This window comes from Brytella acorum (assembly GCF_029309905.1).
Classification (GTDB): Bacteria; Pseudomonadota; Alphaproteobacteria; order Acetobacterales; family Acetobacteraceae; genus Brytella; species Brytella acorum.
Genome location: NZ_JARBJP010000012.1, coordinates 1 through 26,026 on the forward strand (window position 1 = coordinate 1; position 26,026 = coordinate 26,026).

Consider the following 26,026-nt stretch of genomic DNA (forward strand, 5'->3'; position numbering starts at 1 on the left):
GATCCAGCGCCTCGGCGAGCACGATGTCGAACTGCCCGGCTTGCGCGTCGCGCAGAAGCGTCTGGATGCCGGGGCGCAGGATCATGCTGGCGCCGGAGATCGCCGCGTCGCGGTAATAGTCCACAACCTGCCAGCCCTCGCGCGCGGCGCGCGCTTCGCAGAGCCGGAACTGGTCCTCAATGGAAGCGGCCCGCTGGTTATCCGAGGAATAGCGGGCATAAAGCGCAACGCGGGTCATGATCCTGTCTCCTGGTTAACTCTCCATGGTCAGCGCCGCACGGCGCCGCTCTTCTTCTGTCGGGCGAGAGCAACGAACTCCGCCTTGATCCGAGCGAACAGGCCCGGCGGGATGAAGCCATAGGCAAAGACGCCTGCCTTGCCGGGGACCGGCGACAAGCCGCCGCTCGGCCATTCATCGACATTATGTTCCGAGACGATCACCCAACTCGGCGCGTCATCGAGACCGATCGCCGCCTTGACCTTCGGCGGAATCTCGATCCCCACCGTGTCGCCGGATGGCGGCGTATGCGTGATCGGCAGAAGGACGACATAGCGGGGACGCATGGCGCTGTCGCTGGCGGCGACGAGGCAGGCGGGACGATCCTTGCCCTGATCCTGCCCGCGTGCGGCTTCATGCGTCCAGAGATAATCGTAACGGACGACGAGGCCGGGCTTCGGTTCGGGGAACGACACGGGGCGTCCGTCCTTACTTCAGCAGGTCGTCGAGATGGGCGTGTTCGGGGTCCATTTCGGCCCGTTCCACGGCGGCGAGAACTACGTCGGTCACATCCTCCGTTCGGTGGGTCCTCTGGGCCGCCGCGCGCAGCCAGTCATAATGATCGGCCGACATCAGGACATATTCGCGTCGGCCGTGACGGGTGATCTCGACCGGCTCGCGCTGGGCCTGATGCTGGAACTCGCCGAATTTGCGCTGGAATTCGAGGGCGCCGACCGTGGGCATGGGGGACATCCTGATCTGGAAAGGGATGCCTGAATTATACGTATAAAATGTCTTTTCGCAAGGACGATCTCAGCCTTCATCATGCCTGCGATCGTCGAGGGATTCTCGGCGCGTCTCGCGTGCGAGGTGCTCGCGGGCGATCTGGCGTCCGATCAGACGGGCAAGCAGAAGCGCGACATCCTCCGCCGACATGCTGGCGGATGACGCCTCAGGCGGCACGACCGTGATCCGCAGTTTCTCCTTCGGCGCGCGCATGGCATGTCCCGTCCGGCAGGTTGATCCCGTTCAGGAAAACCATGGTCAATACAAAGAAGGACCGAAAGATGCCGTGCGGACCTATGCGGATATTAGCGGTGTCCGAGTAAAAAGAGCGGACGGAAAAGAAAGAAGAAAGAAAAGAGGGGAAGGCAAACCCTTGGTTTTCCTTCCCCCAAACGCCGCCTACAGAGCGTCAGGGCCGCTTGCCGCGCAGGGCGTTGCCCCGCTTGCGCGCAACCCGGCCGCTCCCGCCGGCATTTGTCCCCATCCTTTCCGCGCGGTCGCCCGCCTCCGGGAAGCACGCGGAGGTGCTTCCTCCGGCGATTATACCGGCAAGGGGACAGACAATGACCGACAGAACGACGGGGACTTTCGGAATGTGATCCTTCAGGGCGACAGCGTTTCCTTCATGCGGGCGATGCCGCGCGGGAGCGTGGATTTCATCCTCACCGATCCGCCTTACCTCGTGAACTACAAGGGCCGGGACGGGCGGACGGTTCGCAACGACGACAACGCCGCATGGCTTCGCCCCGCCTTCCAGCAGATGCACAGGGTCTTGAAAGAGGGCAGATTCGCCGTCTCGTTCTATTCGTGGAACAAGGTTGACCTGTTCATGGCGGCATGGAAGGCGGCAGGGTTCCGGCCCGTTGGACATATCATCTTCCGCAAATCCTACGCGTCATCTTCGCGTTTCGTCCGTTATACGCACGAAGCGGCCTACCTTTTGGCAAAGGGCGATGCGAGGCTTCCCCGCAGGCCCATCCCGGACGTGATCGACATGCCGTATAGCGGGAACAAGATGCATCCGACGCAAAAGCCCGTCGCGGCCTTGCTACCCCTGGTTCATGCGTTCTGCCCGGCTGGCGGGCTGGTGCTGGACCCGTTCGCCGGTTCCGGTTCCTCGCTGGTCGCGGCGCAGCATCTCGGGCGGGATTGGCTGGGCATGGAGCTTGACGAGACCCACGCCGCCACCGCTTCCCGGCGGCTGGCCTATTGGGGCGAGAGGCGGGCGGCAGCATAGCCGCCCCCTTCCTCCCTCTTGCCGGCCAAAAACCGCGCCGATCCTGGTGGATCGGCGGCGGAGACGCGCGGCCCGCTGACCCGCGCGTGCGGCGCTCGCCGGCAAAGCCGGCTCGCATCTTCCTTTCTTCCCGGCCCGACCGCCCAAACGTACACCCCACCCGTTTTTTGCCGTGACAACGCGGCGCCCCGCGCCGCGAGCGGAAGGGGCCTGCGGCCCATCTGTTTTGATAATCAATCAATCTGGTAAAGGCGCTTTACCAGATGGCATACCGGGAAATCATGATGGTGGTCCCATCCCTCTCGCCTCATGGCGTGAGCAGGAGTGCGACCCATGCCGGAAATGAAACTCGCCTGGGAGTATCTGCGCCGGATGCCAGAATACCGGCACGATTACGCCCTCTGGTCAAGGCTCGCGCCGGATACGCCGGCGTTTCGCGCCTTCGTGCGGAAATGGGGGGTGCGGTTTCCCTGTCGATCCTGCCCTGACGGCGGCTGACGCGCTCCTGTTCTGGACGGCGGACACGCTGCCGGGCATCGTCCTTCTCGAACCCGTCCCGCCGGGAACCTACCAGACCGAGACGATCATCCGCTGGCGCGCGCCCCCGATCGTGGAACGGCGCGTCGATGCCGATGGCTGGCATATGCTTCTGATCCATAAAGGGGTGATCCATCGGCTCTGGCTTCGCGCACCTCCGGTGGACGGGGCGCTCTACGCCGGCGTGCTGCCGGCCGACATCTCGGCCGTCGCCCGCGCATGGTCCTTTCTGCGCCTCTGCCGCGCGCTTTCCGGCCGGTCCGATCCCGGTCCGTATCGCGTCATGCCGGCGCGCACCGAGGCGCTGCACCGGCAGGCCCTCGCGGCGCTGGATGCGGCCGAGCGCGGGGCCAGCGAGTGGGAGATCGGCCGGACCCAGTTCGGTTACCGGCGACCGCGCCAGGAATGGGAAGACGACGCCATCCGTGCCGTCGTCCGGCGCGCGCTGGCACGAGGGCGCCGTGACCTCGCCGGGGGCTACCGGCGCTTCCTCTCCTGGCAGGCCGGTAGCGCGGGGCGCAGGCAACGCGCCTGACAGGGTGCCAGTCCGCTGCCTGCGCCGCCATCTCCGCGCATGTCTGCCCGTCACCCTGCCTGAAAGATAAATCGCCCGCTTTCACCGACGGTTTTTCGATCCAGCATTTGGCGGTTCCCGCGTGCCGGAGCGTGCCAATGGCGGCGAACGGAGGATGGACGTTTTCTCGGGAGGCCGAAAACGTCCCTGCCGGCAGTGCCATATCCCGGGCAGCCTTTCCGTGTCGGGCCGTCCCTGTCGGACGGCTCCGCCTACGAGAAGGACGCCATCATGATCCGTCTTCCCGATTCGATGCCGCCGCGCCTGCTGCGCACGACCGAGGCGGCGCATTTCCTCGGCCTGTCCGGCCGGACGCTGGAGAAGCACCGCACGATGGGGACAGGCCCCATCTATCACAAGATCGGCGGCCGCGTCGTCTATACCCTCGCCGACCTGACTGCGTGGCTGGAGGCCGGCGCCCGGCGATGCAGCGGTCCGCAAGGCGAGATCGCCTCCCGGCGCGCGGGAGAGAACGCGTGACCTGCGCCGCCAATCTTACCACGGTCGAACTGACCTGGATCGAGAAGCGCGTCGAGCACTGGCTGCGCTTCGGCAAGCCCGTCTCCGACCGTATCCTCGACAGGCGCCGCCGCCTCGCCAGCTTCACGCCCGGCAGCGTGTTCGCCTTCATCCGCTGGGCCGCCAACGATTACGGAACCGTCTCCTCCCATATCGACATCGTACGCGCGGTGGAGGCCGACGAGCCGTTCCAGACCATTCCCTTCGTGCAGCCGGGCGGTGAGCTTCTGCTGGCCCTGTCTGGCTGGCAGAAGGTCCGGCGCGTGCTGGAGGCGATCGACGCAGTGGAAGCGATCCCGCTCGCGCCCTCCGACATCGCGCCCGATTACTGGCGCCAGGTCGGGGCGCGGATAGCCGCCGGGCAGCAGGTCTCTCCCTACACGCGCGAGCGTCACGACGCATGGCTGAAGCGCCGGAAGCTGGTCCCATGAGGTGCCCCCTCGTGCTGATCGCAACGAGCGTCACTGTGGCGACCATCATCGCCACCGCATCGCTCCATGTCACGCCGCGCCTGCTCTGGAACGAGACGGCGAGCGTGCCAGTCGGGCTCTATCGCCTGCGGCCCGGCAGCACGCTCCATGTCGGCGACATCGCCGCCATCCGCCTGCCCGCGCGCGAGGCGATGCTGCTGGCAACGCGCGGCTATCTGCCCCTCGGCGTTCCGCTGCTGAAGCCCGTCGCGGCGCTGCCAGGACAGGTCGTGTGCCGGTCCCGCGACGCCATCACCATCGACGGTGAGACGATCGGCGTGGCGCTGGCGCGAGACCATCGGGGCCGGCTTTTGCCCGTCTGGCGAGGCTGTCACCGGCTCGCGGCCGACGAGGTGTTCGTCATGAACATCGCCGAGCCGCGCAGCCTCGACGGACGGTATTTCGGTCCGCTCCCCACCGCATCCGTCATCGGCCGGGCGACCCCGCTCTGGCTTCCCGCCTCCCGGCCCAATCCCATTCCCCATCGCAACGGAGATCGGTCATGATCCATCTCGGCACGTTCACCCGCACCGGCAACGGCTTCTTCGGACAGGTCACGACCTTCCTTATGGCGGACGATCTCGCCATCGTCCCCAACGAAAACCGCACGTCCGACAACGCGCCCGACTATCGCGTCCTGCGCGGGCTAGAGGACGACGCGCCGGAGGTCGGCTGTGCCTGGGAACGGCAGGGCGAGCGCATCGGACTCTGGCTCGCCGTGACGCTCGACGATCCCCTGTTCTATCGCCCACTGCGCGCCCGGCTGATGCCCGATCCCAGAAACGCCGACACGTTCCGCCTCATATGGAACCGGCCCGAGTGGCGTCATGGTCCCCGTTGAACGCACGCTCCTCCTGCTGTCGCTTTGCAGCGGGATTCCAGCCGATCCGCGAACAGTCATCGCTTCACCCGTCGCCGCGCCGTTCGATACCTACGTCACCAAAGCAGCGGCGCGTGCGCAAATCCCAGCCACATGGATCGCGGGGGTGATGCGCGCGGAGAGCCATGGTGATGCCTCGGCGGTATCTCCCAGGGGCGCAATCGGCCTCATGCAGATCATGCCCGAGACGTGGCGCGAGCTTCGCCGCGCGCTCAATCTCGGAGCCGATCCGTTCGACCCGCGCGACAATATCACGGCGGGCGCGGCCTATCTCCGGCAACTTCACGACCGCTACGGCGACACGGGATTCCTCGCCGCCTATAACGCCGGTCCCGGACGCTACGACGAGCATCTGGCGACCGGCCGCGCGCTGCCGGACGAGACGCGGGATTACGTCGCGAGAGTCGTCCGGCTGCTGCGCGGGGAGTCGATCGGCGGTCCGGTTTCCGACGCGGGTTTCATGGCCCGACCGTCGATCGAAACGCCGTCTGGGAGTCGGCTTTTCGTCGGCGCGTTTTCATCCCGAACCACCACCCAGGACGCGCCGGAGGTGATGCGGATTTTCGATCACGCGATCCCATTCAGCGCATCACCCGCCGCCCTGTTCGTCCCCCTTTCACAAAGGAGCGCGCCGTGACGAGGTTCTTGCGGCGTTTAAGTATTGATTCGCAGTTGTTCGGGTTTGTTTCGGTCGTTTGAGAGGTGATGATGAGATCTATCACGAACAGAAGGCGTGAGGGCAAGATAAAGGTATCCGGCACCCTTGGTTTGGATGGCGCTGTTTTCTTTTGTCTGCACATGAGGTTGGGGATTTCTCGACCGGCACTCTCAAAATTGGGCCGCGTGCCGCGATCTTTCAGGAATGGCGGATAACCACCTTTCCGCTGGCACTCTTCCTGAAATCGCTATCTTGCGGAGGGATTGTCCATGAACCGGGATGATGAGACCGGCTTCCGTCCCCAACCGGGGCGCATCCGCTCCAAAGGGACGGCGGGCAGGCCGCGCCTCAGCTTCCTGTCCGCCGTCCGCAAGCAGGTCCGGGCGCAGTCCCTGGCCCCTTCCGGCAAGGGGAAAGGATCGTCGCCTTCATCGCCCCGGCATCCCGGCCGGGCGGCGCCGTCTCGCCGTGGCATTGGACGTGGGAGGGGCGCGTCCTTCGCGCGGGCCAGGAGCCTGTCGGGATGGAAGCACCGGCAGCCCGGCGCCCGCCGCGTGACCGTCAAGGCGCGCATCGTCCGCCATGCCGGCAAGGGCGGCGGGGCCGCCGCCCATCTGCGCTACATCCAGCGCGACGGAACCTCCCGCGACGGCGCGCGTGGAATCCTCTACGGCGCGGAGACCGACCGTGCCGACGCCCCGGCGTTCCTCGAACGCGGGACCGACGACCGGCATCAGTTCCGCATGATCGTCTCGCCCGAGGACGCCGACCGGATGTCGGACCTGACCGGCTTCACGCGCGACCTGATGCGGCAGATGGAGGCCGACCTCGGCACGAAGCTCGATTGGGTTGCCGTCAACCACCACAACACCGCCCATCCCCACGTCCATGTCGTCGTCAACGGCCGCGACGATCTCGGCGAGAATCTGGTCATCGACGGGACGTATATCGGCCAGGGCATCCGCGAGCGCGCCTCCGAACTGGCGACGCTGGAACTCGGCCCCGTCACCGAGATCGAGCAGCGCCGCAAGCTGGAGGCGGAGGTGAGCCAGGACCGCTTCACGCGGCTGGATCGCGCCCTGCTGGAGCAGGCGCAAGACGGGATGATCGACATGCGGCCGGGCGTGGACATGGCCGCAGGGAATGGCGTGGATCGGAGCCTGCGCCTGTCCCGTCTGGCGAAGCTGGAGCGCATGGGGCTGGCCAGCCAGACCGAACCCGGACGATGGGAACTGGACGAGCACCTGGAGGATCGCCTCCGCGCCCTGGGCGAGCAGGGCGACATCACGAAGCAGATGCACCGGGCCTTGAAGGCGCGCGGCCCCGATCAGGTTCGCGACCCCGGCAGCTTCCGCCTTCACGGCGAGACGCCGGACGCGCCGATCGTCGGGCGGCTGATCGACCGGCACCTGACCGACGAACTGGGCGAGAAGCTGTCGCTCGTGGTCGATGGCATCGACGGGCGCGTGCATCACGTCCCCGGCTTCGATCCCGCCCAGGTGGCGGACATTCGTAACGGCGCGATCGTGGCGATCGGCTCCGCAAGGGAACGCGGTCCCCGGCCGTCCGACCGCGCGATCCTCGCCCATGCCGAGGATGGGCTTTATCGTGTCTCCGCGCATCTGGAACGGATGCGGCTGGAGCCGTGGACGGTAAAGGGAGATCCCGAGGAACTGATGAAGGGCTATGTCCGCCGCCTGGAGGCGCTGCGCCGGGGCGGGATCGTGGAGCGGCAGGACGCCGATCGCTGGCGCCTCCCGGAGGACTTCCAGCAGCGCGCCGCCGCCTATGACGCGGCACGGTCGCCCAAGGCCACGATCCGCCTTCTGTCGTCCCTGGACCTGGAGGCGCAGATCGGATCGGACGGGGCGACGTGGCTGGACCGCAGGCTGGTCGCCGGGCGCGACGGCGACCGCGACCGCGCGGAGGCGGGGTTCGGGCGCGAGGTCGGCGAGGCTATGAGCCGCCGTCAGGACCGGCTCATGGAGCGCGGCGATGCCGTCCGCGACCCAGACGGCGCGATCCGCTACCGTCGCAACCTGCTGGCGACGCTGGAAGCGCGCGAGGTGGAGCACGTCGGGCAGGCGATGGCGGAGCGCAAGGGCCTGTCATGGCATCGCATGGGGCCGTTCGAGAGTGTGTCCGGCACGCTGTCCGGCCCCGTCCATCTCGCCAGCGCCAGCTATGCCCTGATCGAGAACGCCCATGAGTTCGCGCTGGTGCCTTGGCGCCCGGAGATCGGCAGGCATCGCCAGAAGGACATCACGATGTCCATGAGCGAGGACGGCGCACTTTCCTGGGAGATCGGCCGATCGCGCGGGCTGGGGCTGTAGGGCATCTTTCCGATTTCCCGCCGCCCACCGTCGTTTCTTCGATCGCTCCGCGACCGGGCTTGTTGGGCGGCGCGGCAATGCCACGTTGCGTCCCGGACCTGTATTCCGGGAGGAAGCGATGGCCGTCCGGCGGCGCATGAACGTGTATTTCGAGAGCGATCTGCTGAAGCAGGTCGCGCTTCTGGCCGCGCGGCAGAAGGTCTCGCAATCCGCCGTGATCGAGATGGCCGTGCGGTCGTTCCTCACCGGCGACATCGCCGGGCAGCAGGAAGCGGCGCTGATCCGCCGGCTGGACCATCTCTCCCGCCAGATGGACGGGCTGGACGAGGATCTGTCCGTCATGGGCGAGACGCTGGCGCTCTATGTGCGGGCCTGGATGAACGCCCAGCTTCCCCTGCCGCCCGACGCCCAGGAGGCCGCCAAAGCGCGCGGGCGCGAGCGGTATCAGAACTTCCTCGCCATCCTGCTGCGCCATCTCGCCACCGGAGACCGCTTCCTCAAGGAACGCTCCCGTGACATCGCCGCCGTGCGGGAACAGCGGGCGGTGGATGCCAATGGGGCGGGGGAATCGTCGGTTGGGTGATCTGCCCCGATACCCCGTCTTGCGTGATCGTCCCGTGCGAGGCATGCTTCCGCTGTAACGTCCGAGATGGGACGGGGGGGGGGCGGAATGTCTGCTGATGGAAGCAGTAAGCAAGAAGCTGCCATTCACCTGCATGATGCTTGGGACCGTCATGCGCCCATCCAAGCCGTTCAACTGAGAAATTAGCGCGCCTATGAGCGGGCATTCTACTCTTGACGTGGTCTGAGACATTGCCGCCATTCCCCGGCCTTAATTGATACGGCGGGTTTCAGCCAGACACCGGACGTTCGGAAAAACAGCATGCGGCCGCGATTGACTCACCGGAACGCTGCGCGCTAGCCTATTCCCTTAAGGGGTAATGATGGGAACAAAAATACATCTGCGCGCTGGCGAGGTTGAGCTCTCGCTTGAGACGGAAAGTCCGCTGGCGGTTTCCGATATCAAAGAATTCATCTCACAGATTCAGGAGCTTGCCCAATCACTAGTGCCTGAGTTCGACGACACCGCGCCACTTGCACCGCCCGATGGGTCGAATGGCACGGGCAGCAGCACTACCGCGCCTCTTCTGCTAGAACACTCAAACCCACAGCTTCACGTTAACAGCGTTGCGGACCGCCTTTCGGCTAAGAGTGGTCCTGAACTCGTGATAGCGGCAGCCGCCTATTTGCAGATAGTAGAGGGCAAGCAAAGCTTCACTCGCAAAGAGCTACTTGAGGCTATGAAGTCAGCAACTAGCCACTATAATCAAAACATTGGGTCTAATTTGAGCGCGGCCCTGAAGTCGCTTAGCGCGAGCAAGCTGAACCAACTCAATAATGGCACATACGCGCTCAAGTCAAATGAACTTGCGGCCTTGAGATCGCAAATTGCTAAGCAAGGCTGATCTCAAGCAATGGCTTCACAAGGAACTCAAGCAGCTTGATAGGCTGCTATTGATCCTCGCGACGTTTGACACACCTACGAAGCTCGCCGGTATACGGGAGCGCGCGGTCGAAGCTGGGTTGAAGATCGGCAAGACTTGGAACCCTTCCGCCTCACTGAGCAAGAGTAAAGGGCTCGCTATTCATGTGCCGGAGGGGTGGGAGATCACGGAGTCAGGCAAGGCATATCTCCGTAACCTGGGCGTCACATCGCTTAGCCCAGCCGCGATGCAAGTCGCGACAGACCTTCGGGCTCACCTAGACAAGATAATCAACCCAAATACGCGCACGTTTGTGGAAGAAGCGATCAAGTGCCACGAGAGTGCCTTGTATCGCTCGGCTATTGTCATGTCGTGGCTCGCCGCTGTCGATGTTCTGCATAGAGTCGTAGCCGGCGAATACCTTGCGGTCTTCAACGTCTCCGCGAAGTCCGTGGACGCGAAGTGGAAAGACGCTGTCAATGAGGATGGTGTTGGCCGCATGGGCGAGGAAAAGTTTCTTGAGCGATGCGCCGCAATCGGCGTTCTAGGCAAGAATCAAAAGGATGAGTTGCTCAAGGGCCTCAAGCTACGAAATGGCTGCGGCCATCCGAATAGCCTGAAGGTCGGCCCGAACGCGGTAGCAAATCATATTGAGATACTTCTGCTCAACGTCTTCGAGCCATTTCAGGTGTGAAAAGGGCGGTGGGGCGAGCTAGGCTTGGCAACCACGCTATCGAAGATGGAGCCTTCCAACTCGTCCAGTTCCATACCCGCCGGGATGGTAGGCTCTTTCCTGTCACGACTATCTTGAGTCCCCTCGACAAACGGGTTTCGCCGCTGTGGTGCCGGGCGTCAAACTGAGGTGAGGCAAAGTATGAACGATCGTACTGTTCATCGAGATGCCGGCTCAAATCGGACGTGTCGCTCTCCACCATCCATGACAGCATGTCGGGTCCTCTGGCACACCTCCAACTACCATGAAGCGGATTATCGGAAGTTGGGAGCTGCTGGGTTCGAAGACGGCGACAATTGACGCGTAGCCTACCCGCGGCTTTCAAACTTACGAATGACCTGTTCGCGGGCGGAAGCGGAAGCTCAAGGAGAGGCGTGATCTCTGCGCGCCAGACGCAACAGCGTGGTCAGCGGCGGACTGACATTGTAGCGCGACCAGACCGCCAGGAAGCGCAACGCCACAGGCTCGATGCCCACAGGTCTAAACACCAACCCCTCGATCGTCATCCCCTGCGCGGATTGCGTGGTCAGCGCCACGCCGAGGCCGAGTGTGACGAGGATCATCAGCGTGTCCCGGCCGATCCGCAGGCTCTCGATCGGCGGCTCGATCCCCGCCGCGTCAAGATGCTGCCGCGCCTGCTCCATCAGTGCGGCGCTGATCCCGTCCGTGCGGGTCAGGAAGGTCCGCCCGTCGAGATCGGCCCACGAAACGCGCTCCTGTGCCGCCAGGGGATCGTCAACGGGAAGAGCCACGACCATTTCCTCCGTCCAGAGGGGAAGGCTTTCCAGCGTGTCGTGCAGGGCCGATCCCGCCAGCAGGAGATCAGGCGCGATGAGCACATCCACCTTGCGGGCGCGAACCTCGCCGAGCGCGTCTTGCGGCGGAGTTTCCTCCGGGCGGAGGATCACGTCCGGCGCGGCCTCCCGGAAAGCGCGCAGGAGCGCCGCGAGAGGCCCGGTGGCGATGGAGGATTGCAGGCCCACCTTGAGCATGTCACGGCGGGGATCGCGGCCCGCGTCGGTCGTGCCGACGGCTCGGCCGATATGGGCTAGTGCGGGAGCGACGTGATCGAGGAAGGCGCGGCCATGCAGGGTCAGGCGCAGGCGCTGATAGCGCCGCCGTTCGAAAAGCTGGACGCCGAGCGTCTCTTCCAGGGTGATGAGGCGGGTGCTGATGGCGGACTGGCTGACACCCAGCGCCTCGGCCGCGCGGTGGAGGTTCAGATGCTCCGCCACCACGATCGCCTGCACCAGCGCCGGGAGCGGGATATGGCCGGTCGCCAGAAGTCGGTAGAGGCGGTCGCGTGACAGCGGAGAGGCCGGGGCAGGCGCTGTCCCGCTCTCCGGTGCCGCGTCCTGTTCCGTCACTCCGGACGCTCCGCCGTCGGGAAATGCCGTGAGATCGGCAACAGGAAGAATGCCCGCGCGACGTAGAAGCCCGTCACGACGATGGGGATGGACAGCGCGCCCCAGGACAGGGCGAGCCACACGCCATGTTGACCGAGCAGCGCCGAGAGCAACCCGAACAGCGTCAGCACGCCCAGCGCGATCGGCCAGGGCCAGACGGCGACGGGCCGCCGCGCGCCGGGCTGCGGAACCGGATCGGAAGGCATCGCGTTCATCGCGCGGCCTCGCGGTTCTCACCGTTCCACATCACGGCGTTGCAGGCCCACCTCACGCATCTTGCAGGGGCACATCACGCATCTTGCATGGGGGCGCATCACGAATTTGGCATGGGTTTGGGCTGTAACCATCTGGCGGCACGTCGTTTTTCGGCTTCGGTTCCGGGTGGCTCGCGTGGCGGCGGGCGCGGGAAAGGCGGCGGTCATCGGGCAGCCTCCCCTGCCGCGTGAGGCGATGGGGCCGCTTCGGGCGTGTCGTCCAGTTCGTAGCCGATGGCGCGGAGGCGGGTATCGGTGGCGATCTTCCGCTTGCCGGCCCAGAGCACCACGCCGTTGACCAGGACGGCGATCACGACCAGATCGAGCAGTGCCCACAGCACCTTGAGCGGCATCCCGCCGTAGTCGCCGAAATGCAGCGGGCGGGAGATTTCGAGGAAGCGCAGATACCACGGCATGGGATAGGCACCGGTCAGTTTGCCCGTTCGGGCATCCACCAGGACCGGCGTGAACAACCGCCCGCGCAGCGGCGAAGCACCATGGGTCCAGAGCAGGTAATGAACCGGGCTGCCGAACTCCGAGCCGGGGAAAAACAGCCCCGTCACGACGTTGCCGGGCGCTGCCTTGGCCGCCGTATCGAAGGCCGCCTGTACGGAGGAGAGGTGCTCCTGCGAGACGACCGGTAAAGCGGCATAGGGCTTGAGGATCTGGCGAACATCGGTGATGCGCCACAATCCGAACAGCGGGGTCTGCAATTCGTTGACGAAGCCTGTGAAGCCGACCACCAGCGCCCAGACCAGCGTGACGGCGCCCAGCAGATTGTGCAGGTCCAGCCATGTCAGGCGCGCGGCCCGGTCCCGCCGCACCGACCCGAAGGGCAGCCGTTTCATGAAGCGGCCGTAGAGGACCGTACCGGAGACGAGCGAGGCGACGAACAGCACGCCCATGGCCCCTATGAACAGCGCGCCGGGCAGGCCAGCGAACAGGTTCATGTGCAATGTCATGGCCGTATCAAGAACGATCTCGGCCCAACCACGAGGCTTTTCAGCCGGTGGAGATTGTTTGACCACTTTTGCGCTGCGGGCGTCGAACTTGATCCAATGGCTGGCGTGGTGCTCGGGATGCTCCTCTTCATCCCGAACAGCTTCCCAACTCGGCGCCATCGAGATCAGCACCGCCGGTTCGTCGTCATCAAGAGAAACGCCCGTGACGATCTGACCCGGATAGAGCGCGCGTGCCTTTGCGACGATCGCATCGAGGCTGGCACTCGGCGTACCGGGCGGCAATACCTCGTATGGCGGATCATCGTCGATGAAGGTGTCCCAAATCTGCTCGGAGAACAGCATCGGAAGGCCGGTCATGCACACGACCAGCAGGAATAGCGTGCAGATCAGGCTCGTCCATTTATGGACGACGAACCAGCGACGAAGAGCGGTGGTGGTCATGGCGCTCGTCACCAATTATAGGTCAGATTTCCATATACTTTTCTACCTTGCCCAAGATAGCAAGTCGCCGTGGCGCAAGCAGTGACATAATATTTATTGGTAAGATTAGACACTGCCAGTTGTGCTCTTAGACCCCTTAGCATAGGGAAGGCAGTGCCAAAGTCATAATGGGCGCCAATGTCGAAAAGCATATGGGACGGAACTTTATAAGATTCGACATTATCAGGAAACGTAAAACCGACATACCGCATACCCCAGTTTATACCAAACCCGCTCGCAATCTTTCTTGGTAAAGTATAATCTGCAAAGATTGAAAACATATTACGTGGCACCTGCGGAACTGAGTGCCCTTGTTCAGGCAAGGCGCTTCCATAATACGTCCCCGTAACGGGATTATATTTCTGGTCGGTATAATTATTTTTTGCAAAGCGAGCGTCAGTAAAGGAATAAGAGGCGATCAGTCTCAAGTCTCTCGTGATATTGCCATTGGCCGAAACTTCGAACCCCTGAGATCGAACGCGACCGCCATCAGTAGTGTAGCCTGAATGTACGAGATCGTTAATAAGGTAATGATTTTCGTTGATTCGGAAAGCTGATGCCGTAATCAGAATATCCCTGTTCGGAACCTTGTATTTTAGGCCAGCTTCAAGCTGATCGCCTGTCAAGGGGGCCTGTGGCTTTCCTTGCCAGTCCGTTGAATCCTGAGGAACGAAAGACGTCGCATAGCTGAAATAAGGAGCCAGGCCGAACGGAAGCTCATACACAAGACCGGCTCGCCAGGTGAATGCCCTTGGTGTGGAAAGTTTTGACGTTACGGTCCTCGTTACCGTCTGTACACCACCTGACGTGCTATTACGACGCAGGTCCCGGGAGTCATTTAGCCAATCTTGCCTTCCTCCGAGAATTATAGATAAGCCTTTCCATCGAATTTGGTCCTGAAAATAGACTCCCTCCTGAAAATAGTTATAATTCGTATGAATGGTGGACGTGATGCATCCTGCACGCGGATTGGTATCCATGCAGATATTGAAGGGCGTTGCCTGTGGATCATAAACATTTACCAATAGATCATCATTGCTTCCAAAAGCGTCGAGTTTATAATTTACGTTTCTAAAATCAGACCCAATAACCCAAGTGTGGGACACAGATCCTGTATTAATTTTTCCAGAAATCCTAGAATCTAAAGTGGCTGTATTGTAGCGATCCCTATGATAATAAGGATCTAGCGCCACTAGATTTGGATTGGAAATATCAGGTGTATAGTCGTAATAAGAATATTTTATCGTGCTTTGAGATTCAACCCATCGAAAAATCTGTTCAAATTTAATATATTTATTAAATGCGTGGTTAAATTGATACTCAAACATAGCCTCGGTGCTTCTACCTTGATTCCAGTCAGGAGAGCCGACGAAATTGCTGCGCGGAATTCTGTTATAGCCATTTGTGATAATTGTGCCGCGCACAGGAAGCTGATTTCCTTCGTTAACCCCTATATCAGGTGTATAGACATAGCTCCCAAGTAAAGTTAGGGATGTTTTTCTATCGATGTCCCAAGTTATCGACGGAAGAACCCCTACGCGGTGATAATCGACATATTTGGTTTGCGTGCCTTGGGTTACACCGATCGCAGCAATTCGGTAGCGTACATTGCCCGATTTGGTGATCTTGTCACTCACGTCTGCGGTTGCTTCATAGCGTCCCCAATTGCCAAAACCAAGCGAGATTTCGTGGAATGGGGTGTTTGTCGGTTTCTTTAGCGTCGCATTGATCATACCCCCAGGATAAACTTGTCCGTACATGACTGAAGCCGGTCCATTCACAGCTTCAAGCCGTTCGATAAATGCCGTGTCGGTTAGTGAAGCGCCATAGCTGTTTAAGCCATCAATAAACTCCGTCGTGGAGAAGCCTCTTTGATAAATCCCGAAAGCCGGAGAGTTACTTGCGGCCGGATTGCGTTCTTCGGATGATACTCCCGGCGTGTAGCGCAGCGCTTCGGAGATGCTCTGGGGCTGTTGATCGACTATCTGTTGTTTTGTGACAACATAGATTGAATTGGGAATTTCGGTAAGAGGTGTGTCGGTCTTGGTTGCGCTCACCGTGTTTTCGGCGACGTAACCGACGCCAGGGCCGGTCGGGTCTTGGCGAGCGACGGTGCCGCCCACGCGAACGGGGCCGAGGGTGATGGCTGCGGAGGCTTTCTGGATAACGATCGTATCGGCGCCGGACTGGCGCCATGAGAGGCCCGACGTGGAGAGTAGTCTTTGCAGGGCCACCGGGCGGCTCATGCTGCCCGAAATGGCCGGCGCGGCCTTCCCCGAGATGAGCGACGGATCGTAGGTGACCTGAATTCCGCCCTGCCGACCGAAAGCCGCCAGGGCTTGTCCGAGCGGAAGCGCCGGAATGCTGTAAGAGCGCGCCGAGGCCGATGTCGCTGCCGTGGCTTGGGAGGCGCTTCCTTGTGCCGACGCCGGGCTGGCCGCTGCCAGGGAAAAAAGCACCGCCGACGGAACGGCCAGGATAACCGGGCGTCGCAACCATGCGTGGCATTGACCGCGCCGTCTTCCTGCGTTTCGGATGGGGGCGCTGGCGTCGAGGGGCATAGGGTCGATCCTCCTTTTATGCGAATGCGTTGCATTTGAAAGGAGGACGGGGCAGCAGGGTGTTTTTTAAGGGCAACGTCGTAAAGTTTTTTCGTCAGTAGCCACAATCTATTGGAAGGAAACGGTTTGTCTGGTTCATTTGGGTCAGTGTCCGGCTTGCGGATCGGCCCCGGTTACGATCAGGATGGTCCCGCCAATTTCCAGGACATGACCGCCAGACGGAACGACGGCAGCGCGCAACGCCGCCGGGATATTGTGCAGGTCATAGACGCCGCCCACATGCCTTGTGCGTAGGGCATCGCCCCACGTCACGATGAAGCCGGGGTAGTAGCGGCGCAAAAGGTCGACGACCTGTCCGATCGTGTCGTCTTCGATCACCAGGGTGCCCGTCGTCCATGAACCGATCGCTTCGGGCGTCATTGTGAGGCGGGTAATCTGCCGGGTTGACCGATCCAGCCGTATTTCCTCGCCGGCCGTGACATGCAGTTCGGACGCGTCGCCCTCTGACGAGATGCCGACGACGCCTTCCTGAACGCCGACGCGGATTTGCGAACTATCCAGCCGCACGTCGAAGCGGGTGCCGATGTCGCGTGCCCGGATTGTCCCAGCGCTCACCGTAAAGGGGCGGTGTTCATCGTGCCGGACCACGAAGAAAGCCTCTCCGCTCAGCAGTGTGACGCTTCGTGCCTCGGGCCGATAATGAACCGCGATCGCGGACTGAGCGCCAAGCGTGACGACGCTTCCATCGGCCAGAGTGACGCTTCGGTCCTGGCCGATAGGGGTCGTGTAATCGGCCTGGAGGGCAATTCGTATACCCGGCAGGAAAAACAGCGCCGCTCCACACAGGGCTGTGGCAAGTCCGGCCCCGACGGCGTAGCGTCGAAAAGGTTTTGCCGACCGCATGGCGCGCACGGGTGGTTGGCGGGGAGCGGTCGAGCGGTCGTGATCCGGCAGGGAGAAAAGAGCGGGCGCCAGTGCTCCCGTCAGCTTCCATACGCGCAGGGCGCGAGACCATGCCTCGGCATGGGCAAGCGATCGTGCATGCCACGCGGAAAATTCCCGACGGAGGGCAGGATCATCCGGCTCCTCTGTTAGCCGGATGACCCAGAGATTGGCTTCGGATGTCAGTTCATCCCCAGATCCAGCAGAATTATCTGTCATGCGGACCACAAGGTACCCCACGCGCGTTCGGGCGGCAGCATAAAAGCTGCCATCTGATAAGAGAGACGGGGGGCAGGGACATTTTTTAAGGGCGCCGGTTCAGTTTCTGGTTTCGGTATCGTCGAGCGCCACCTGGCAGGCGGACATGGCTTCGTCGATCAATTGGGCGGTTCTTCCGATGGAGATGCCCAGGACCGCCGCGATCTCCCGCAGTTTGCAGCCGCCGAACCGCTTCATCTCGAAAGCAAGGCGGGTGCGCGGCGGAAGCGTCGCCAGCGCCCGCTCGACGATGACGAGTTCCTCGCGGCTTCCTGCGTGATCTTCGGGCGATAGCGGGTCGTTGAGTAGATGCTGGATCGCGACATTCGTGATGTCTTCCTCGTTCCGGGTTCTTCCGACACGGAGGAAATCGATGGCGAGGCGGCGGACCGTGAGCAGGAGGTAAGGCAGCGGGCGCTTGATCTCGACGCCCTGTCGGTTCGCCGATGTCGCCTTGAGATAGGCGTCCTGTACGATATCCTCGGCGCGCGACCGGCAGCCGATTATCTTCGCCGCAACGTCCACGAATTGCAGGCGGTGGCTGAGCCAGACCTCCAGAAGCTGGTCCGTGTCTTTCACCGCGACATGGTTCCCGACATGACTGAGTTGACGAACACACCCACCCGGCGGCGTTTGCCCCCGACTGACCAGCTTTATTGCGAGTAATTCCGAACTTCAACGGTGATTCCGCACAAGGTGGCTTGAATGCCTCACGCCCTACAAAAAGACGCCGGGAGCGCGAAAAATTGCGATTTCGCCCTTAAAAACTCACCGTGCTTTCCGTCTAAAGACTGAGGGTACTTCGGCTATCGTCCGAAGCAGGGCTTGTGTCTGATTGAGAATCGGATAAGATTTCTGTTGCAGGGTTTCTTCGACTCCGACGGAGCGGCGGCCAGCCGACGCAACCTGTGAGAACGAACAGCCTGCCTATCGTCGTTGTCGGCTTCAGATGGCGATTTCCAGCGAGTGTCGGTATCGGCCAGACCGTGTCCCCGCAACCATCTCAAATTGCGATGCGAACGCATCAGGAACCCCCGCCCTCGAAAGAGGCGCGGGGGTTCTACTTTTCAGCGATAACGTAAGAATTCCAGCGAGATCGCCGCGTAGGTCGATCAGCAGTTCGTCCTCAGCCGGTGTCAGGACGATTTCGCTGACCAGGGAACGAATCACCCCACCTGCCTGGATACGGGTGTTGTCATCATTGTGCTGGAGCGGCTCGTAGAGCGTCGCCACCTGGACGCGGTAATAGGTCGCCATCTCGGGATGCCGCAGGGGCGGTGGTTCCTGGGCATCCTTGAGGAAATAAATCAGCTCGCTCTTTCGGGCTTCGAGCTTGTCCATCTTCTCTTTCATCGAGGGATGGAACATGCCGTCGGCAATGGCATCGACCGTGGCAGTGATCTGCCTGTCGATCCGGATCAGCTCTGACTTTGCCGCACTGATCCCAGCGCTACTCTCCATCCGGAGCCGGTTGGCCTCGTGGGTGAACTCGTCACAGAACTCGCGAAACAGGGCTGGATCCATCATATGATGGCGCAACGCGCCGAGGGCACGCTCCTCGAGGCGGTCGCGGCGGAGGTTCTGCCGGTTGTCGCAGGTGCCTTTGTTCCGTGCCGTCGAGCAGCCCATCGGATCGGCCGAGATCATGGAATAGCCCCCACCGCAGCAACTGCAACGGGCCAGCCCAGAGAACAGATGCTTCGGCCGGCGGCGATCGCGGAAATGATTCTCTTCCACGTCGTCTTCCGGGGTCTTGCGCAGTTTGAGCGCGCCCTGCCGCGCCTTGGCAGTTTCCCACAGATCATCGTCGAGAATACGCAGTTCGGGGACGTGGTGGGTGATCCATTCGGAATCCGGGTTCATGCGGGCCTGACGCTTGCCGGTATCCGGATCCTTGATGAAGCGTTGGCGATTCCACACCAGCCTGCCGACATACAGCTCGTTGTTGAGGATGCCGATGCCACGCTGCGGTTGCCGTTGATGGTGGTAAATCCCCAGGCTGAACCGCCGGGGCCCGGGATGCCGTCATTGTTCAGCTCCACCGCGATGCGCTTGGGAGATTTGCCCGCGATATAATCCCGGAAGATACGCCGGACGATGTCGGCCTCGGTCTCATTGATCGCGCGGTCGCCCCGGATCCGCTCACCATTTCCGTCAAGATCCTTGACGACGTCATAGCCGTAGGATTTGCCGCCGCCAGATTTGCCCAGTTCGACCCGACCCCGCAGGCCGCGTCGGGTCTTGTCGGCCAGATCCTTCAGGAACAGGGCGTTCATCGTGCCTTTCAGGCCGATATGCAGGTGACTGACTTCTCCTTCGGACAGGGTGACGATCTTCACGCCCGCGAAGGCCATGCGCTTGAACAGGCCGGCGATGTCTTCCTGATCACGGGAGAGGCGGTCCATGGCCTCGGCCAGTACTAACTGGAAGCGGCCGCGTGTGGCATTGGCCATGAGGGCCTGAATGCCCGGCCGCAGCAGGGACGCTCCCGAGATGGCATGGTCGGCATAGTCTTCGACCACAAACCAGCCCTGCTTTTCGGCGTAGAGATGACACAGGCGCAACTGATCTGTAATCGAGGCTTCGCGTTGGTTGTCGGACGAATGGCGGGCATAGATCGCAACACGCATTACGCTGTCTTCCCTGTTCTCAGGAGCGTCGCTCTGTCTGCTCCCGCTGTTGTGCCTCAAACCGTTCCCGAGCTGCCCTGCGGGCAAGTAAACGGGCCAGTTCCACCAGGCGTGGGTCGGGACCAACCTCCGGCCGGGTCAGGGCCGGTTCCGGCGGTAATGGCGCGAAAGGATCCGCCGCGTCCTGTCGATGAGTATCAGCCATCGTCGCTCTGTTCCGGAGGCGTTGCAAGAAAATCCTCGTCACGATCCGGACAGATGCTGATGAAATCAATGAATCTGGCGTAATTTGAGAATAAAGCAGGGTCGGCCTTACGCGGGTAATGGCGTAGTCAGTTGTACTCCGTCGAACCCGCGCGTCGCGTAATGACTTGCTCAAGAGAGGCCGAACTTTGCGGGAAGACGCGGCGTGTTATGCTTCCTGCATGCCTCAGACGCCTCTCGACTCTGCCACTGACGACTTGCCCCGTTGCTCGTGGGCCAGAACCAATCCGCTGCTGCGTGGCTACCACGACGAAGAATGGGGTGAACCGGTTCGGGACAGCCGAATGCTGTGGGAGATGCTCTGCCTGGAGGGTTTTCAGGCGGGACTGTCCTGGCTGATCGTCCTGCGCCGACGTGAGGGCTTCCGCCAGGCATTTGCGAATTTCGATCCCGAGATCGTCGCGCGCTTTGATGAAAGCGATGTCGAACGCCTGATGGCGGATCCCGGGATCATTCGCGCGCGAGCGAAAATCCAGGCGACGATCGGCAACGCCAAGGCCTGGCTGGCCATGCGGGAGCGGGGCGAGGATTTTGCCACCTTTGTCTGGAGCATGGTGCCGGATGCGCCGATCCGGAACACGACCGGCGCCGTTCTGGCGCAGTCGCCGCTCTCCCAGGCTCTGTCGAAGGCCCTGAAGGCGCTGGGATTCAAGTTTGTCGGGCCGGTGATTGTCTACGCCTGGATGCAGGCGGTCGGGATGATCGACGATCATGATCCGGACTGCTTCCGGCATCACCAGCATACGGCGCGGTCAGCAGGCACGTTTCACCCGGTGTATTGAGGCGCCGGATTACAAGCTGAGGTCCGAGAGTGTCGGATGGTCATCCGGCCGGCGCCCCAAAGGCCAGTGGAACAGACGATCCTGCTCGTCGATCATGAGGTCATTGATGGAGGCCACGCGCCGGGACATCAGGCCAGCCTCGTCGAACTCCCAGTTTTCATTGCCATAAGAACGAAACCACTGGCCGGTCTCATCGCGCCACTCATAGGCAAAACGGACAGCGATACGATTTTCCCGGAAAGCCCAGACCTCCTTGATGAGTCGGTAGGCCTGCTCACGAGCCCATTTCTCCGTTAGAAACGTGACGATTTCGGCTCGCCCCCGAATAAAGTCCGACCGGTTGCGCCACTGGCTGTCGAGGCTATAGGCCAGCGCGACTTTTGCCGGATCCTGACTGTTCCAGGCGTCTTCGGCCAGGCGGGTCTTGAGTGCGGCGGTTTCTGCGTCAAATGGAGGGAGCGGCGGTCGCGACATGACGGAACTCCGGATCAGATGTTCGGGGAAAGCCGCATCGCAGCCTTGCGCGCCTGGGCTTCGCGCTTAACAAGAAGTGGCGCCATCCGCTCGCGATAGCGCTCAAGGATCTCCGGCGGCGCGGTCTCGGACCGACCAGATTCAAAGGGCGGGGCCGGCGCGTATTCCAGACCAAGCTGAATGGTTTTCGCGACATCCTCGCCCGCTATTTCGGCCAGCACCGTCAGGGCAAAATCGATACCGGCGGTCACGCCTCCACCAGTGATGACAGAGCCGTCACGCACCACCCGTCCCGTGTCGGGAAGGGCACCAAACAATGGCAACAGGTGACGCCACGCCCAGTGGCAGGCCGCGCGTCGCCCGGTCAGAAGCCCTGCGGCACCCAGGATCAGTGAGCCGGTGCAGACCGAGGTGACATAGCGCGCGCCGGAACCGAGGCGTCGGATTTCGGCGATGAACGTGTCGTCCAGTGCTGCGTCCAGCGCGCTAAGTCCTCCCGGCACGCACAACAGGTCGCAGGCAGTCACATCGGCCAGGCGCTGCGTTCCGGCGAATGTCAGCCCCTCGCTTTCGACGCTGCCCCCCGAAGCGCTGGCGACAATCACGTTCGCCCCCGGTGTCCGGGAAAGGAACTGATAGGAGCCGGTAAAATCGAGCTGCGTCATGCCAGAGTAAATGGCGAAGAGAATGCGGAAGGACGGTTGGTTCACGGACGTCTCCTGTATGCGTTTCCTCAGTCTGAAACGCCCGCAGAGTTGACGAAAGGACAATGATCCCTCATTTCAGGCCATGAGCGGGCGCATCGGCATTGTGATCTATCCGGATTTCCAGATCCTCGACGCTACCGGTCCTATCGCGGCATTCGAGATCGCCGGACGCGTGGCCAGAGACAGATACGAGCTTGCGATCCTGTCAGCCAGTGAGGGGCTGGTTCGCTCTTCCTCCGACGTGGCACTGGATACCGCCTCGATACGGAAAGCCGATGACGATCGATTGGTGTCGTACGAGTGCGCCGACCACCGATCGCGCACGGTGGTCCAGCAGGACCCGATCTGGCGTCGTCCAGGGCAGGGCGCCCACGCTATTCCACGCTGCGAGCGTGCGGTGGTGTGGCTGGAGGCCGGTGCTGGCGAGCAGTTCGCCATAGCGTCCCTCGGCCCGCAGCCGCAGCCCGGTTGCCACCCACGCGGTCGCGGCGGTGCCGGAAAGGCTACGCGCTAGGTTGAAGATGGCGGCGGCATAAAGCCCCTCACTCGGCACCACGTCGCCCACGAACAGCATCAGCAAAGGTAGGAGAATCCACGGCAGGCCGATCCCCTGGAGGATCTGCCCCACGACAAAATTGTCGGGAATCCAGTCGCTGGTGACGTTGAGGTCGAGCAGGCAGGCCAGTGCATTCAGTCCGAAGCCCAACACGAGAAAGGTCCGGGCTTCCATCCATCCGTAGCGCAGCGTCACGATGCAGGCCGGGTACGCAACGGCCTGCGGCCAGAACGCCGCGTCCAGGGCCGGCGCGATCTGCTCAGGCCGGTAACCGGGGATATCGACGAGAAATGCCGGTACCAGACCACCGGAAAGGACCGATGCGAACTGATAGGGAATGGCGATCAGCGCGCCGAGCAGGGCATTGCGGCGGGTCAGCAATCGCGTCATCAGAATCGGGTGAACGACCCGGCGTCACCCGAGCCAGAATGCTCCGAGCAGGAGTGCTGCACCAATGATGACGGCGAACAGGGTCGCGGCGTCTCCGACCAGTGCAGCCGGTTCCCCTGACTAAGGCCACCGCCAAGGAGAATGGCCCCCACTGAAAACAGAGTGACCATCCGCAGGTCGGCACGCGCAAACAACAGCCAGCGAATCCGCTCCCGCCATAGCCCGAGATATCCGCAGACGAACGCGATCATTCCCAGCGGGATCGCAATCCAGAAGATCGCCGGCGTTCCCCAGTGTTCGACGAGCCAGACATCCAGCGATGCGGCGGCCTGCGGCGCCATCGTCGCCGCCGAGGCATAGAGCCCGATCGCCAGCGCGCGCCCTGTCGGCGGGAAGGTCCGCAACTCGGTGATGATGGCAAGCGGAATGATGACTCCGGCGGCGAGCCCCATGCCTGATCGCGCCAGGATCATCAGTGTCAGGTCATGCGTCATGGCCGCGATTGCGGACGAGGTCGCGAATAGCGCGATCGCGAGGAGCATGATCCGGCGCAGGGAGAAGATCACGGCGAGCCAGCATCCCAGGCCGACACCGACCGGCTCGATGACGATCTTGACGGGAAATCTCTGAACGATATGGGTGAAATTGCCGGTAGCGTTGTCGGGTGGCAGCAGGGCCGTCTCGGCGCCCGAGACGGGTCCGATGCTGTCCATATGCCCGCGAAAGGTGGCGCCGGGGAACGCATCGATCGTGATCGAAGCGCCCTGTCCGATCTGCATATGTGTCAGCTGCACCTCGCGGAAGTTCGCGACGATCCAGACGTCCGGCAGTGGCGTGACCCGTGCCACCTGGGTGCCGATACCGACATATTCGCCGACATAGACCATCCGCGCGGTGACCTGACCGGCGACAGGGCTGGCGATCCGCGTGTAGGCTCCTGTTTTCAAAAGGGAGAAAACGGCTATGCGCGGTCGCCGGGAACTGATGCTGGGTGCAGCTGTCGCGTGGCTCGCGGTTCACGGGGCGAGCATCGCCCAGACGCGGCGACGCGACGCGCCGGAGAAACAGGGAGGCAAAACACGGATGAACATCCTCATGATCGCGACGTCTGCGGACAAGCTGGGGCGGAGCGGCCATGCGACCGGCGTGTGGCTGGAGGAACTGACGACGCCGTTCTATGCGTTCCGGGACGGGGGCGGCGAAGTCACGCTCGCCTCCATCGAAGGGGGCGCCATACCGATCGATACACGGAGCGTGAAGGAAGCCGGACAGAACGAGGCATCGGTGGAACGCTATCTGTCAGACCCGGCGCTCAGGCACGTGGTCGCCGATACTCCGAAATTCACGAATATCGATCTCAGCGGCTTTGACGCGGTGTTTCTTCCCGGGGGACACGGGACGATGACGGACTATCCGGAGAATTCCGCGCTCGCGCGTCTGATCGAACAGTTCGACCGAAGTGGCCGGATCGTGTCGGCGGTCTGCCACGGCCCGGCCGGACTGCTCTCCGCCCGGAAGGCGGACGGGACGCCTTTCGTCGCCGGGCGCCGTGTCAGCGCTTTTGCCGATAGTGAGGAGCGGGCTGTCGGACTGGAGCATACGGTGCCGTTTCTGCTTGAGGACCGTTTGCGTGCATCAGGCGCTCTCTACGAACGCGGCCCTGACTTTACATCGTTCGCCATACAGGACGGAAATCTTCTGACCGGTCAGAATCCGGCCTCGGCGGCACGTGTCGCGGCTTTGGTCATACAGCGACTCAAGGCGTGAGAGAACGATCATGACCCAACCAGTTGCCCTGGTCGCCGGTGCAAACGGCATCATCGGGAACGCCACCGCACAGGAACTTCGCCGTCAGGGATGGAAGGTCCGGACGTTGGGAAGGCAGACGGTTGCGGATTTCGACTCCCTGACCGTCGATCTCACAGACGCCGCGTCCACGCGAGAGGCCTTGCCGCGGGCGAGGGACACGACGCATCTGTTCTATGCGTCTCTCTCTCCCGATCCAGACCTTGCGATTGAAGCGAACCGCAACGCCGGAATGCTACGCCATCTGCTTGACGGACTTGGTGCTGCCAACGCTCCCTTACAACGAGTCGTGATTTATCAGGGCTTCAAGATCTATGGCATCCATCTGGGCGCTGTGGTCCGCACGCCTGCCCGTGAGAATGATCCGCCGCATATGCCGCCGAACCTTTACATGGCGCAGGAAGAGGTTCTGCGGGCATATGCCGGACGCGCGTCTTGGGATTACGTTGCCCTGCGCCCCGACGTCGTGGTGGGCGACGTGATCGGAAATCCGATGAACATTGCCCTTATTGTTGGGGTTTTCGCCGAAATCTCGCGAGCGCTTGGTATTCCGCTCCGTTTCCCAGGAACCGCGCGCGCCTATCGGCAGCTTGTTCAGTTTACGGATGCCGGTTTGCTGGCCCGTGCCAGCCATTGGGCGGCCATCACGCAACAGGCTGGGGGAGAGGCGTTCAATGTCACGAACGGGGATGTTTTTCGCTGGGAGCGGATGTGGGAAGATGTCGGATCGCATCTCGGTCTCGCGGTCGCGTCGCCGGTGCCCCTGACGCTCACGCGCCACATGGCCGACAAAGGCCCATTATGGAGGGAACTGGCTGAACGACATGGATTGGTCGAACCGGATATCGCCCGTCTTGTAGGATGGGGTTTTGGAGATTTCATCTTCCATACCGAGACCGACGTTATTTCGGACGTGAATAAAATTTATCGTTTCGGCTTTTCCGAGCGGATGGATTCCACAGCTTCCTTGATGGGCGCGCTCGCGCGGTTGCAGGAACGAAAGGCGTTGCCGACAGTCATTTTCTGAACCCGCATTTCCGTAAAGCGATTATGATCACCGCTGTTGCCTGGTACGGATGCCTACCCACATCTATAACGTGACATGCTGGCGAAGACATTGGTGCCC

At 62.2% G+C, this 26,026-nt stretch carries 31 protein-coding genes; 14 read left to right on the forward strand and 17 right to left on the reverse strand.

Going from position 1 to position 26,026, the window contains the following annotated elements:
• The 4 genes from PWM43_RS13465 to PWM43_RS13480 form a co-directional block, all read right to left on the reverse strand.
• A partial coding sequence (locus PWM43_RS13465; RefSeq protein ID WP_289843042.1) for a recombinase family protein occupies positions 1-238 on the reverse strand: 238 nt, incomplete at its 3' end.
• A gap of 29 nt (positions 239-267) precedes the next feature.
• On the reverse strand, positions 268-693 hold the full coding sequence (locus tag PWM43_RS13470) for a hypothetical protein (protein WP_289843043.1): 426 nt from the start codon (positions 691-693) through the stop codon (positions 268-270).
• 13 nt (positions 694-706) lie between these two features.
• Positions 707-961 (reverse strand): type II toxin-antitoxin system prevent-host-death family antitoxin, encoded by a 255-nt coding sequence (locus tag PWM43_RS13475; protein WP_289843044.1) that lies wholly within the window; start codon positions 959-961, stop codon positions 707-709.
• Between the two features lie 69 nt (positions 962-1,030).
• Positions 1,031-1,216 carry a hypothetical protein gene (locus tag PWM43_RS13480; protein ID WP_289843045.1) on the reverse strand — a complete coding sequence of 62 codons (186 nt, stop codon included), beginning with the start codon at positions 1,214-1,216 and terminating at the stop codon, positions 1,031-1,033.
• A gap of 382 nt (positions 1,217-1,598) precedes the next feature.
• Between PWM43_RS13480 and PWM43_RS13485 the strand changes: the two genes are divergently transcribed.
• Positions 1,599-2,240: a DNA methyltransferase gene (locus PWM43_RS13485; RefSeq protein WP_317134992.1), complete on the forward strand. Its 642-nt coding sequence runs from the start codon at positions 1,599-1,601 to the stop codon at positions 2,238-2,240.
• Positions 2,241-2,547: 307 nt separating this feature from the next.
• On the opposite strand, the gene PWM43_RS15500 is transcribed toward PWM43_RS13485, so the two are convergent.
• On the reverse strand, positions 2,548-2,898 hold the full coding sequence (locus tag PWM43_RS15500; RefSeq protein WP_289843047.1) for a hypothetical protein: 351 nt from the start codon (positions 2,896-2,898) through the stop codon (positions 2,548-2,550).
• On the opposite strand from PWM43_RS15500, the gene PWM43_RS13495 reads away from it, so the two are divergent.
• The 10 genes from PWM43_RS13495 to PWM43_RS13540 all read left to right on the forward strand — a co-directional run bounded on the left by PWM43_RS13495 (position 2,884) and on the right by PWM43_RS13540 (position 10,389).
• Complete coding sequence (locus tag PWM43_RS13495; protein ID WP_289843048.1) at positions 2,884-3,312, forward strand: DNA -binding domain-containing protein; 429 nt, start codon at positions 2,884-2,886, stop codon at positions 3,310-3,312. The genes PWM43_RS15500 and PWM43_RS13495 overlap by 15 nt on opposite strands.
• Before the next feature lie 270 nt (positions 3,313-3,582).
• On the forward strand, positions 3,583-3,831 hold the full coding sequence (locus PWM43_RS13500) for a helix-turn-helix transcriptional regulator (RefSeq protein WP_289843049.1): 249 nt from the start codon (positions 3,583-3,585) through the stop codon (positions 3,829-3,831).
• Positions 3,777-4,301: a DUF2840 domain-containing protein gene (locus tag PWM43_RS13505; RefSeq protein WP_289843050.1), complete on the forward strand. Its 525-nt coding sequence runs from the start codon at positions 3,777-3,779 to the stop codon at positions 4,299-4,301. Before PWM43_RS13500 ends, PWM43_RS13505 begins: the two co-directional genes overlap by 55 nt.
• Positions 4,298-4,846 (forward strand): S26 family signal peptidase, encoded by a 549-nt coding sequence (locus PWM43_RS13510; RefSeq protein WP_289843051.1) that lies wholly within the window; start codon positions 4,298-4,300, stop codon positions 4,844-4,846. The genes PWM43_RS13505 and PWM43_RS13510 overlap by 4 nt, the downstream gene beginning before the upstream one ends.
• Positions 4,843-5,181: a DUF736 domain-containing protein gene (locus tag PWM43_RS13515; RefSeq protein WP_289843052.1), complete on the forward strand. Its 339-nt coding sequence runs from the start codon at positions 4,843-4,845 to the stop codon at positions 5,179-5,181. The genes PWM43_RS13510 and PWM43_RS13515 overlap by 4 nt, the downstream gene beginning before the upstream one ends.
• A complete protein-coding gene (locus PWM43_RS13520) occupies positions 5,168-5,857 on the forward strand; it encodes a lytic transglycosylase domain-containing protein (protein ID WP_289843053.1) in 690 nt (229 codons plus the stop codon). The genes PWM43_RS13515 and PWM43_RS13520 overlap by 14 nt, the downstream gene beginning before the upstream one ends.
• A gap of 575 nt (positions 5,858-6,432) precedes the next feature.
• Complete coding sequence (locus PWM43_RS13525) at positions 6,433-8,211, forward strand: relaxase/mobilization nuclease domain-containing protein (RefSeq protein ID WP_456304635.1); 1,779 nt, start codon at positions 6,433-6,435, stop codon at positions 8,209-8,211.
• Positions 8,212-8,296: 85 nt separating this feature from the next.
• A complete protein-coding gene (locus tag PWM43_RS13530; RefSeq protein ID WP_317134991.1) occupies positions 8,297-8,794 on the forward strand; it encodes a ribbon-helix-helix domain-containing protein in 498 nt (165 codons plus the stop codon).
• A 358-nt stretch (positions 8,795-9,152) separates the two neighbouring features.
• A complete protein-coding gene (locus tag PWM43_RS13535; RefSeq protein ID WP_289843055.1) occupies positions 9,153-9,677 on the forward strand; it encodes a hypothetical protein in 525 nt (174 codons plus the stop codon).
• On the forward strand, positions 9,661-10,389 hold the full coding sequence (locus tag PWM43_RS13540) for a hypothetical protein (RefSeq protein WP_289843056.1): 729 nt from the start codon (positions 9,661-9,663) through the stop codon (positions 10,387-10,389). The genes PWM43_RS13535 and PWM43_RS13540 overlap by 17 nt, the downstream gene beginning before the upstream one ends.
• 401 nt (positions 10,390-10,790) lie before the next feature.
• Here the strand turns inward: PWM43_RS13540 and PWM43_RS13545 are convergent, their stop codons facing one another.
• The 8 genes from PWM43_RS13545 to PWM43_RS15510 all read right to left on the reverse strand — a co-directional run bounded on the left by PWM43_RS13545 (position 10,791) and on the right by PWM43_RS15510 (position 19,921).
• Complete coding sequence (locus tag PWM43_RS13545) at positions 10,791-11,795, reverse strand: LysR family transcriptional regulator (protein WP_289843057.1); 1,005 nt, start codon at positions 11,793-11,795, stop codon at positions 10,791-10,793.
• Positions 11,792-12,049, reverse strand: a complete 258-nt coding sequence (locus PWM43_RS13550; RefSeq protein WP_289843058.1) for a hypothetical protein — start codon at positions 12,047-12,049, stop codon at positions 11,792-11,794. The genes PWM43_RS13545 and PWM43_RS13550 overlap by 4 nt, the downstream gene beginning before the upstream one ends.
• Before the next feature lie 203 nt (positions 12,050-12,252).
• Complete coding sequence (locus PWM43_RS13555) at positions 12,253-13,491, reverse strand: PepSY-associated TM helix domain-containing protein (RefSeq protein ID WP_289843059.1); 1,239 nt, start codon at positions 13,489-13,491, stop codon at positions 12,253-12,255.
• Positions 13,492-13,499: 8 nt separating this feature from the next.
• Positions 13,500-16,091 (reverse strand): TonB-dependent siderophore receptor, encoded by a 2,592-nt coding sequence (locus PWM43_RS13560; protein WP_289843060.1) that lies wholly within the window; start codon positions 16,089-16,091, stop codon positions 13,500-13,502.
• A 144-nt stretch (positions 16,092-16,235) separates the two neighbouring features.
• Complete coding sequence (locus PWM43_RS13565) at positions 16,236-17,252, reverse strand: FecR family protein (RefSeq protein WP_289843061.1); 1,017 nt, start codon at positions 17,250-17,252, stop codon at positions 16,236-16,238.
• A 99-nt stretch (positions 17,253-17,351) separates the two neighbouring features.
• Positions 17,352-17,870, reverse strand: coding sequence for a sigma-70 family RNA polymerase sigma factor (locus PWM43_RS13570; RefSeq protein ID WP_289843062.1), 519 nt, complete (start codon positions 17,868-17,870; stop codon positions 17,352-17,354).
• Between the two features lie 366 nt (positions 17,871-18,236).
• The gene (locus PWM43_RS15505) at positions 18,237-19,211 is read right to left on the reverse strand and encodes a recombinase zinc beta ribbon domain-containing protein (RefSeq protein WP_456304636.1); all 975 of its coding nucleotides are present in this window, start codon (positions 19,209-19,211) and stop codon (positions 18,237-18,239) included.
• Positions 19,151-19,921, reverse strand: a complete 771-nt coding sequence (locus PWM43_RS15510; RefSeq protein WP_456304623.1) for a recombinase family protein — start codon at positions 19,919-19,921, stop codon at positions 19,151-19,153. The genes PWM43_RS15505 and PWM43_RS15510 overlap by 61 nt, the downstream gene beginning before the upstream one ends.
• A 425-nt stretch (positions 19,922-20,346) precedes the next feature.
• On the opposite strand from PWM43_RS15510, the gene PWM43_RS13580 reads away from it, so the two are divergent.
• The gene (locus PWM43_RS13580; RefSeq protein ID WP_289843063.1) at positions 20,347-20,967 is read left to right on the forward strand and encodes a DNA-3-methyladenine glycosylase I; all 621 of its coding nucleotides are present in this window, start codon (positions 20,347-20,349) and stop codon (positions 20,965-20,967) included.
• A gap of 9 nt (positions 20,968-20,976) precedes the next feature.
• Here the strand turns inward: PWM43_RS13580 and PWM43_RS13585 are convergent, their stop codons facing one another.
• From PWM43_RS13585 to PWM43_RS13600, 4 genes are all read right to left on the reverse strand, one after another.
• Entirely contained in the window at positions 20,977-21,441 is a 465-nt protein-coding gene (locus PWM43_RS13585; protein ID WP_289843064.1) for a nuclear transport factor 2 family protein, read from the reverse strand.
• A 14-nt stretch (positions 21,442-21,455) separates the two neighbouring features.
• Complete coding sequence (locus tag PWM43_RS13590) at positions 21,456-22,151, reverse strand: DJ-1/PfpI family protein (protein WP_289843065.1); 696 nt, start codon at positions 22,149-22,151, stop codon at positions 21,456-21,458.
• Positions 22,152-22,353: 202 nt separating this feature from the next.
• A complete protein-coding gene (locus PWM43_RS13595; RefSeq protein ID WP_289843066.1) occupies positions 22,354-23,094 on the reverse strand; it encodes an MFS transporter in 741 nt (246 codons plus the stop codon).
• Positions 23,094-24,041 (reverse strand): MFS transporter, encoded by a 948-nt coding sequence (locus PWM43_RS13600; RefSeq protein WP_289843067.1) that lies wholly within the window; start codon positions 24,039-24,041, stop codon positions 23,094-23,096. The genes PWM43_RS13595 and PWM43_RS13600 overlap by 1 nt, the downstream gene beginning before the upstream one ends.
• Before the next feature lie 16 nt (positions 24,042-24,057).
• Between PWM43_RS13600 and PWM43_RS13605 the strand changes: the two genes are divergently transcribed.
• Both PWM43_RS13605 and PWM43_RS13610 read left to right on the forward strand, forming a co-directional pair.
• Positions 24,058-24,861, forward strand: a complete 804-nt coding sequence (locus tag PWM43_RS13605) for a type 1 glutamine amidotransferase domain-containing protein (protein WP_289843068.1) — start codon at positions 24,058-24,060, stop codon at positions 24,859-24,861.
• 10 nt (positions 24,862-24,871) lie between these two features.
• Positions 24,872-25,927 (forward strand): SDR family oxidoreductase, encoded by a 1,056-nt coding sequence (locus PWM43_RS13610; RefSeq protein ID WP_289843069.1) that lies wholly within the window; start codon positions 24,872-24,874, stop codon positions 25,925-25,927.
• Positions 25,928-26,026: the final 99 nt, after the last annotated feature.

Excerpts from the sequence above, each read along its gene's own strand:
- PWM43_RS13475 (WP_289843044.1), bottom strand. The coding sequence starts at position 961 with ATGCCCACGGTCGGCGCCCTCGAATTCCAGCGCAAATTCGGCGAGTTC.
- PWM43_RS13480 (WP_289843045.1), bottom strand. The coding sequence starts at position 1,216 with ATGCGCGCGCCGAAGGAGAAACTGCGGATCACGGTCGTGCCGCCTGAG.
- PWM43_RS13495 (WP_289843048.1), top strand. The coding sequence starts at position 2,884 with ATGCTTCTGATCCATAAAGGGGTGATCCATCGGCTCTGGCTTCGCGCA.
- PWM43_RS15500 (WP_289843047.1), bottom strand. The coding sequence starts at position 2,898 with ATGGATCAGAAGCATATGCCAGCCATCGGCATCGACGCGCCGTTCCAC.
- PWM43_RS13500 (WP_289843049.1), top strand. The coding sequence starts at position 3,583 with ATGATCCGTCTTCCCGATTCGATGCCGCCGCGCCTGCTGCGCACGACC.
- PWM43_RS13505 (WP_289843050.1), top strand. The coding sequence starts at position 3,777 with ATGCAGCGGTCCGCAAGGCGAGATCGCCTCCCGGCGCGCGGGAGAGAA.
- PWM43_RS13510 (WP_289843051.1), top strand. The coding sequence starts at position 4,298 with ATGAGGTGCCCCCTCGTGCTGATCGCAACGAGCGTCACTGTGGCGACC.
- PWM43_RS13515 (WP_289843052.1), top strand. The coding sequence starts at position 4,843 with ATGATCCATCTCGGCACGTTCACCCGCACCGGCAACGGCTTCTTCGGA.
- PWM43_RS13520 (WP_289843053.1), top strand. The coding sequence starts at position 5,168 with ATGGTCCCCGTTGAACGCACGCTCCTCCTGCTGTCGCTTTGCAGCGGG.
- PWM43_RS13535 (WP_289843055.1), top strand. The coding sequence starts at position 9,153 with ATGATGGGAACAAAAATACATCTGCGCGCTGGCGAGGTTGAGCTCTCG.
- PWM43_RS13550 (WP_289843058.1), bottom strand. The coding sequence starts at position 12,049 with ATGAACGCGATGCCTTCCGATCCGGTTCCGCAGCCCGGCGCGCGGCGG.
- PWM43_RS13555 (WP_289843059.1), bottom strand. The coding sequence starts at position 13,491 with ATGACCACCACCGCTCTTCGTCGCTGGTTCGTCGTCCATAAATGGACG.
- PWM43_RS13560 (WP_289843060.1), bottom strand. The coding sequence starts at position 16,091 with ATGCCCCTCGACGCCAGCGCCCCCATCCGAAACGCAGGAAGACGGCGC.
- PWM43_RS13565 (WP_289843061.1), bottom strand. The coding sequence starts at position 17,252 with ATGACAGATAATTCTGCTGGATCTGGGGATGAACTGACATCCGAAGCC.
- PWM43_RS15510 (WP_456304623.1), bottom strand. The coding sequence starts at position 19,921 with ATGCGTGTTGCGATCTATGCCCGCCATTCGTCCGACAACCAACGCGAA.
- PWM43_RS13580 (WP_289843063.1), top strand. The coding sequence starts at position 20,347 with ATGCCTCAGACGCCTCTCGACTCTGCCACTGACGACTTGCCCCGTTGC.
- PWM43_RS13585 (WP_289843064.1), bottom strand. The coding sequence starts at position 21,441 with ATGTCGCGACCGCCGCTCCCTCCATTTGACGCAGAAACCGCCGCACTC.
- PWM43_RS13595 (WP_289843066.1), bottom strand. The coding sequence starts at position 23,094 with ATGACGCGATTGCTGACCCGCCGCAATGCCCTGCTCGGCGCGCTGATC.
- PWM43_RS13605 (WP_289843068.1), top strand. The coding sequence starts at position 24,058 with ATGCGCGGTCGCCGGGAACTGATGCTGGGTGCAGCTGTCGCGTGGCTC.
- PWM43_RS13610 (WP_289843069.1), top strand. The coding sequence starts at position 24,872 with ATGACCCAACCAGTTGCCCTGGTCGCCGGTGCAAACGGCATCATCGGG.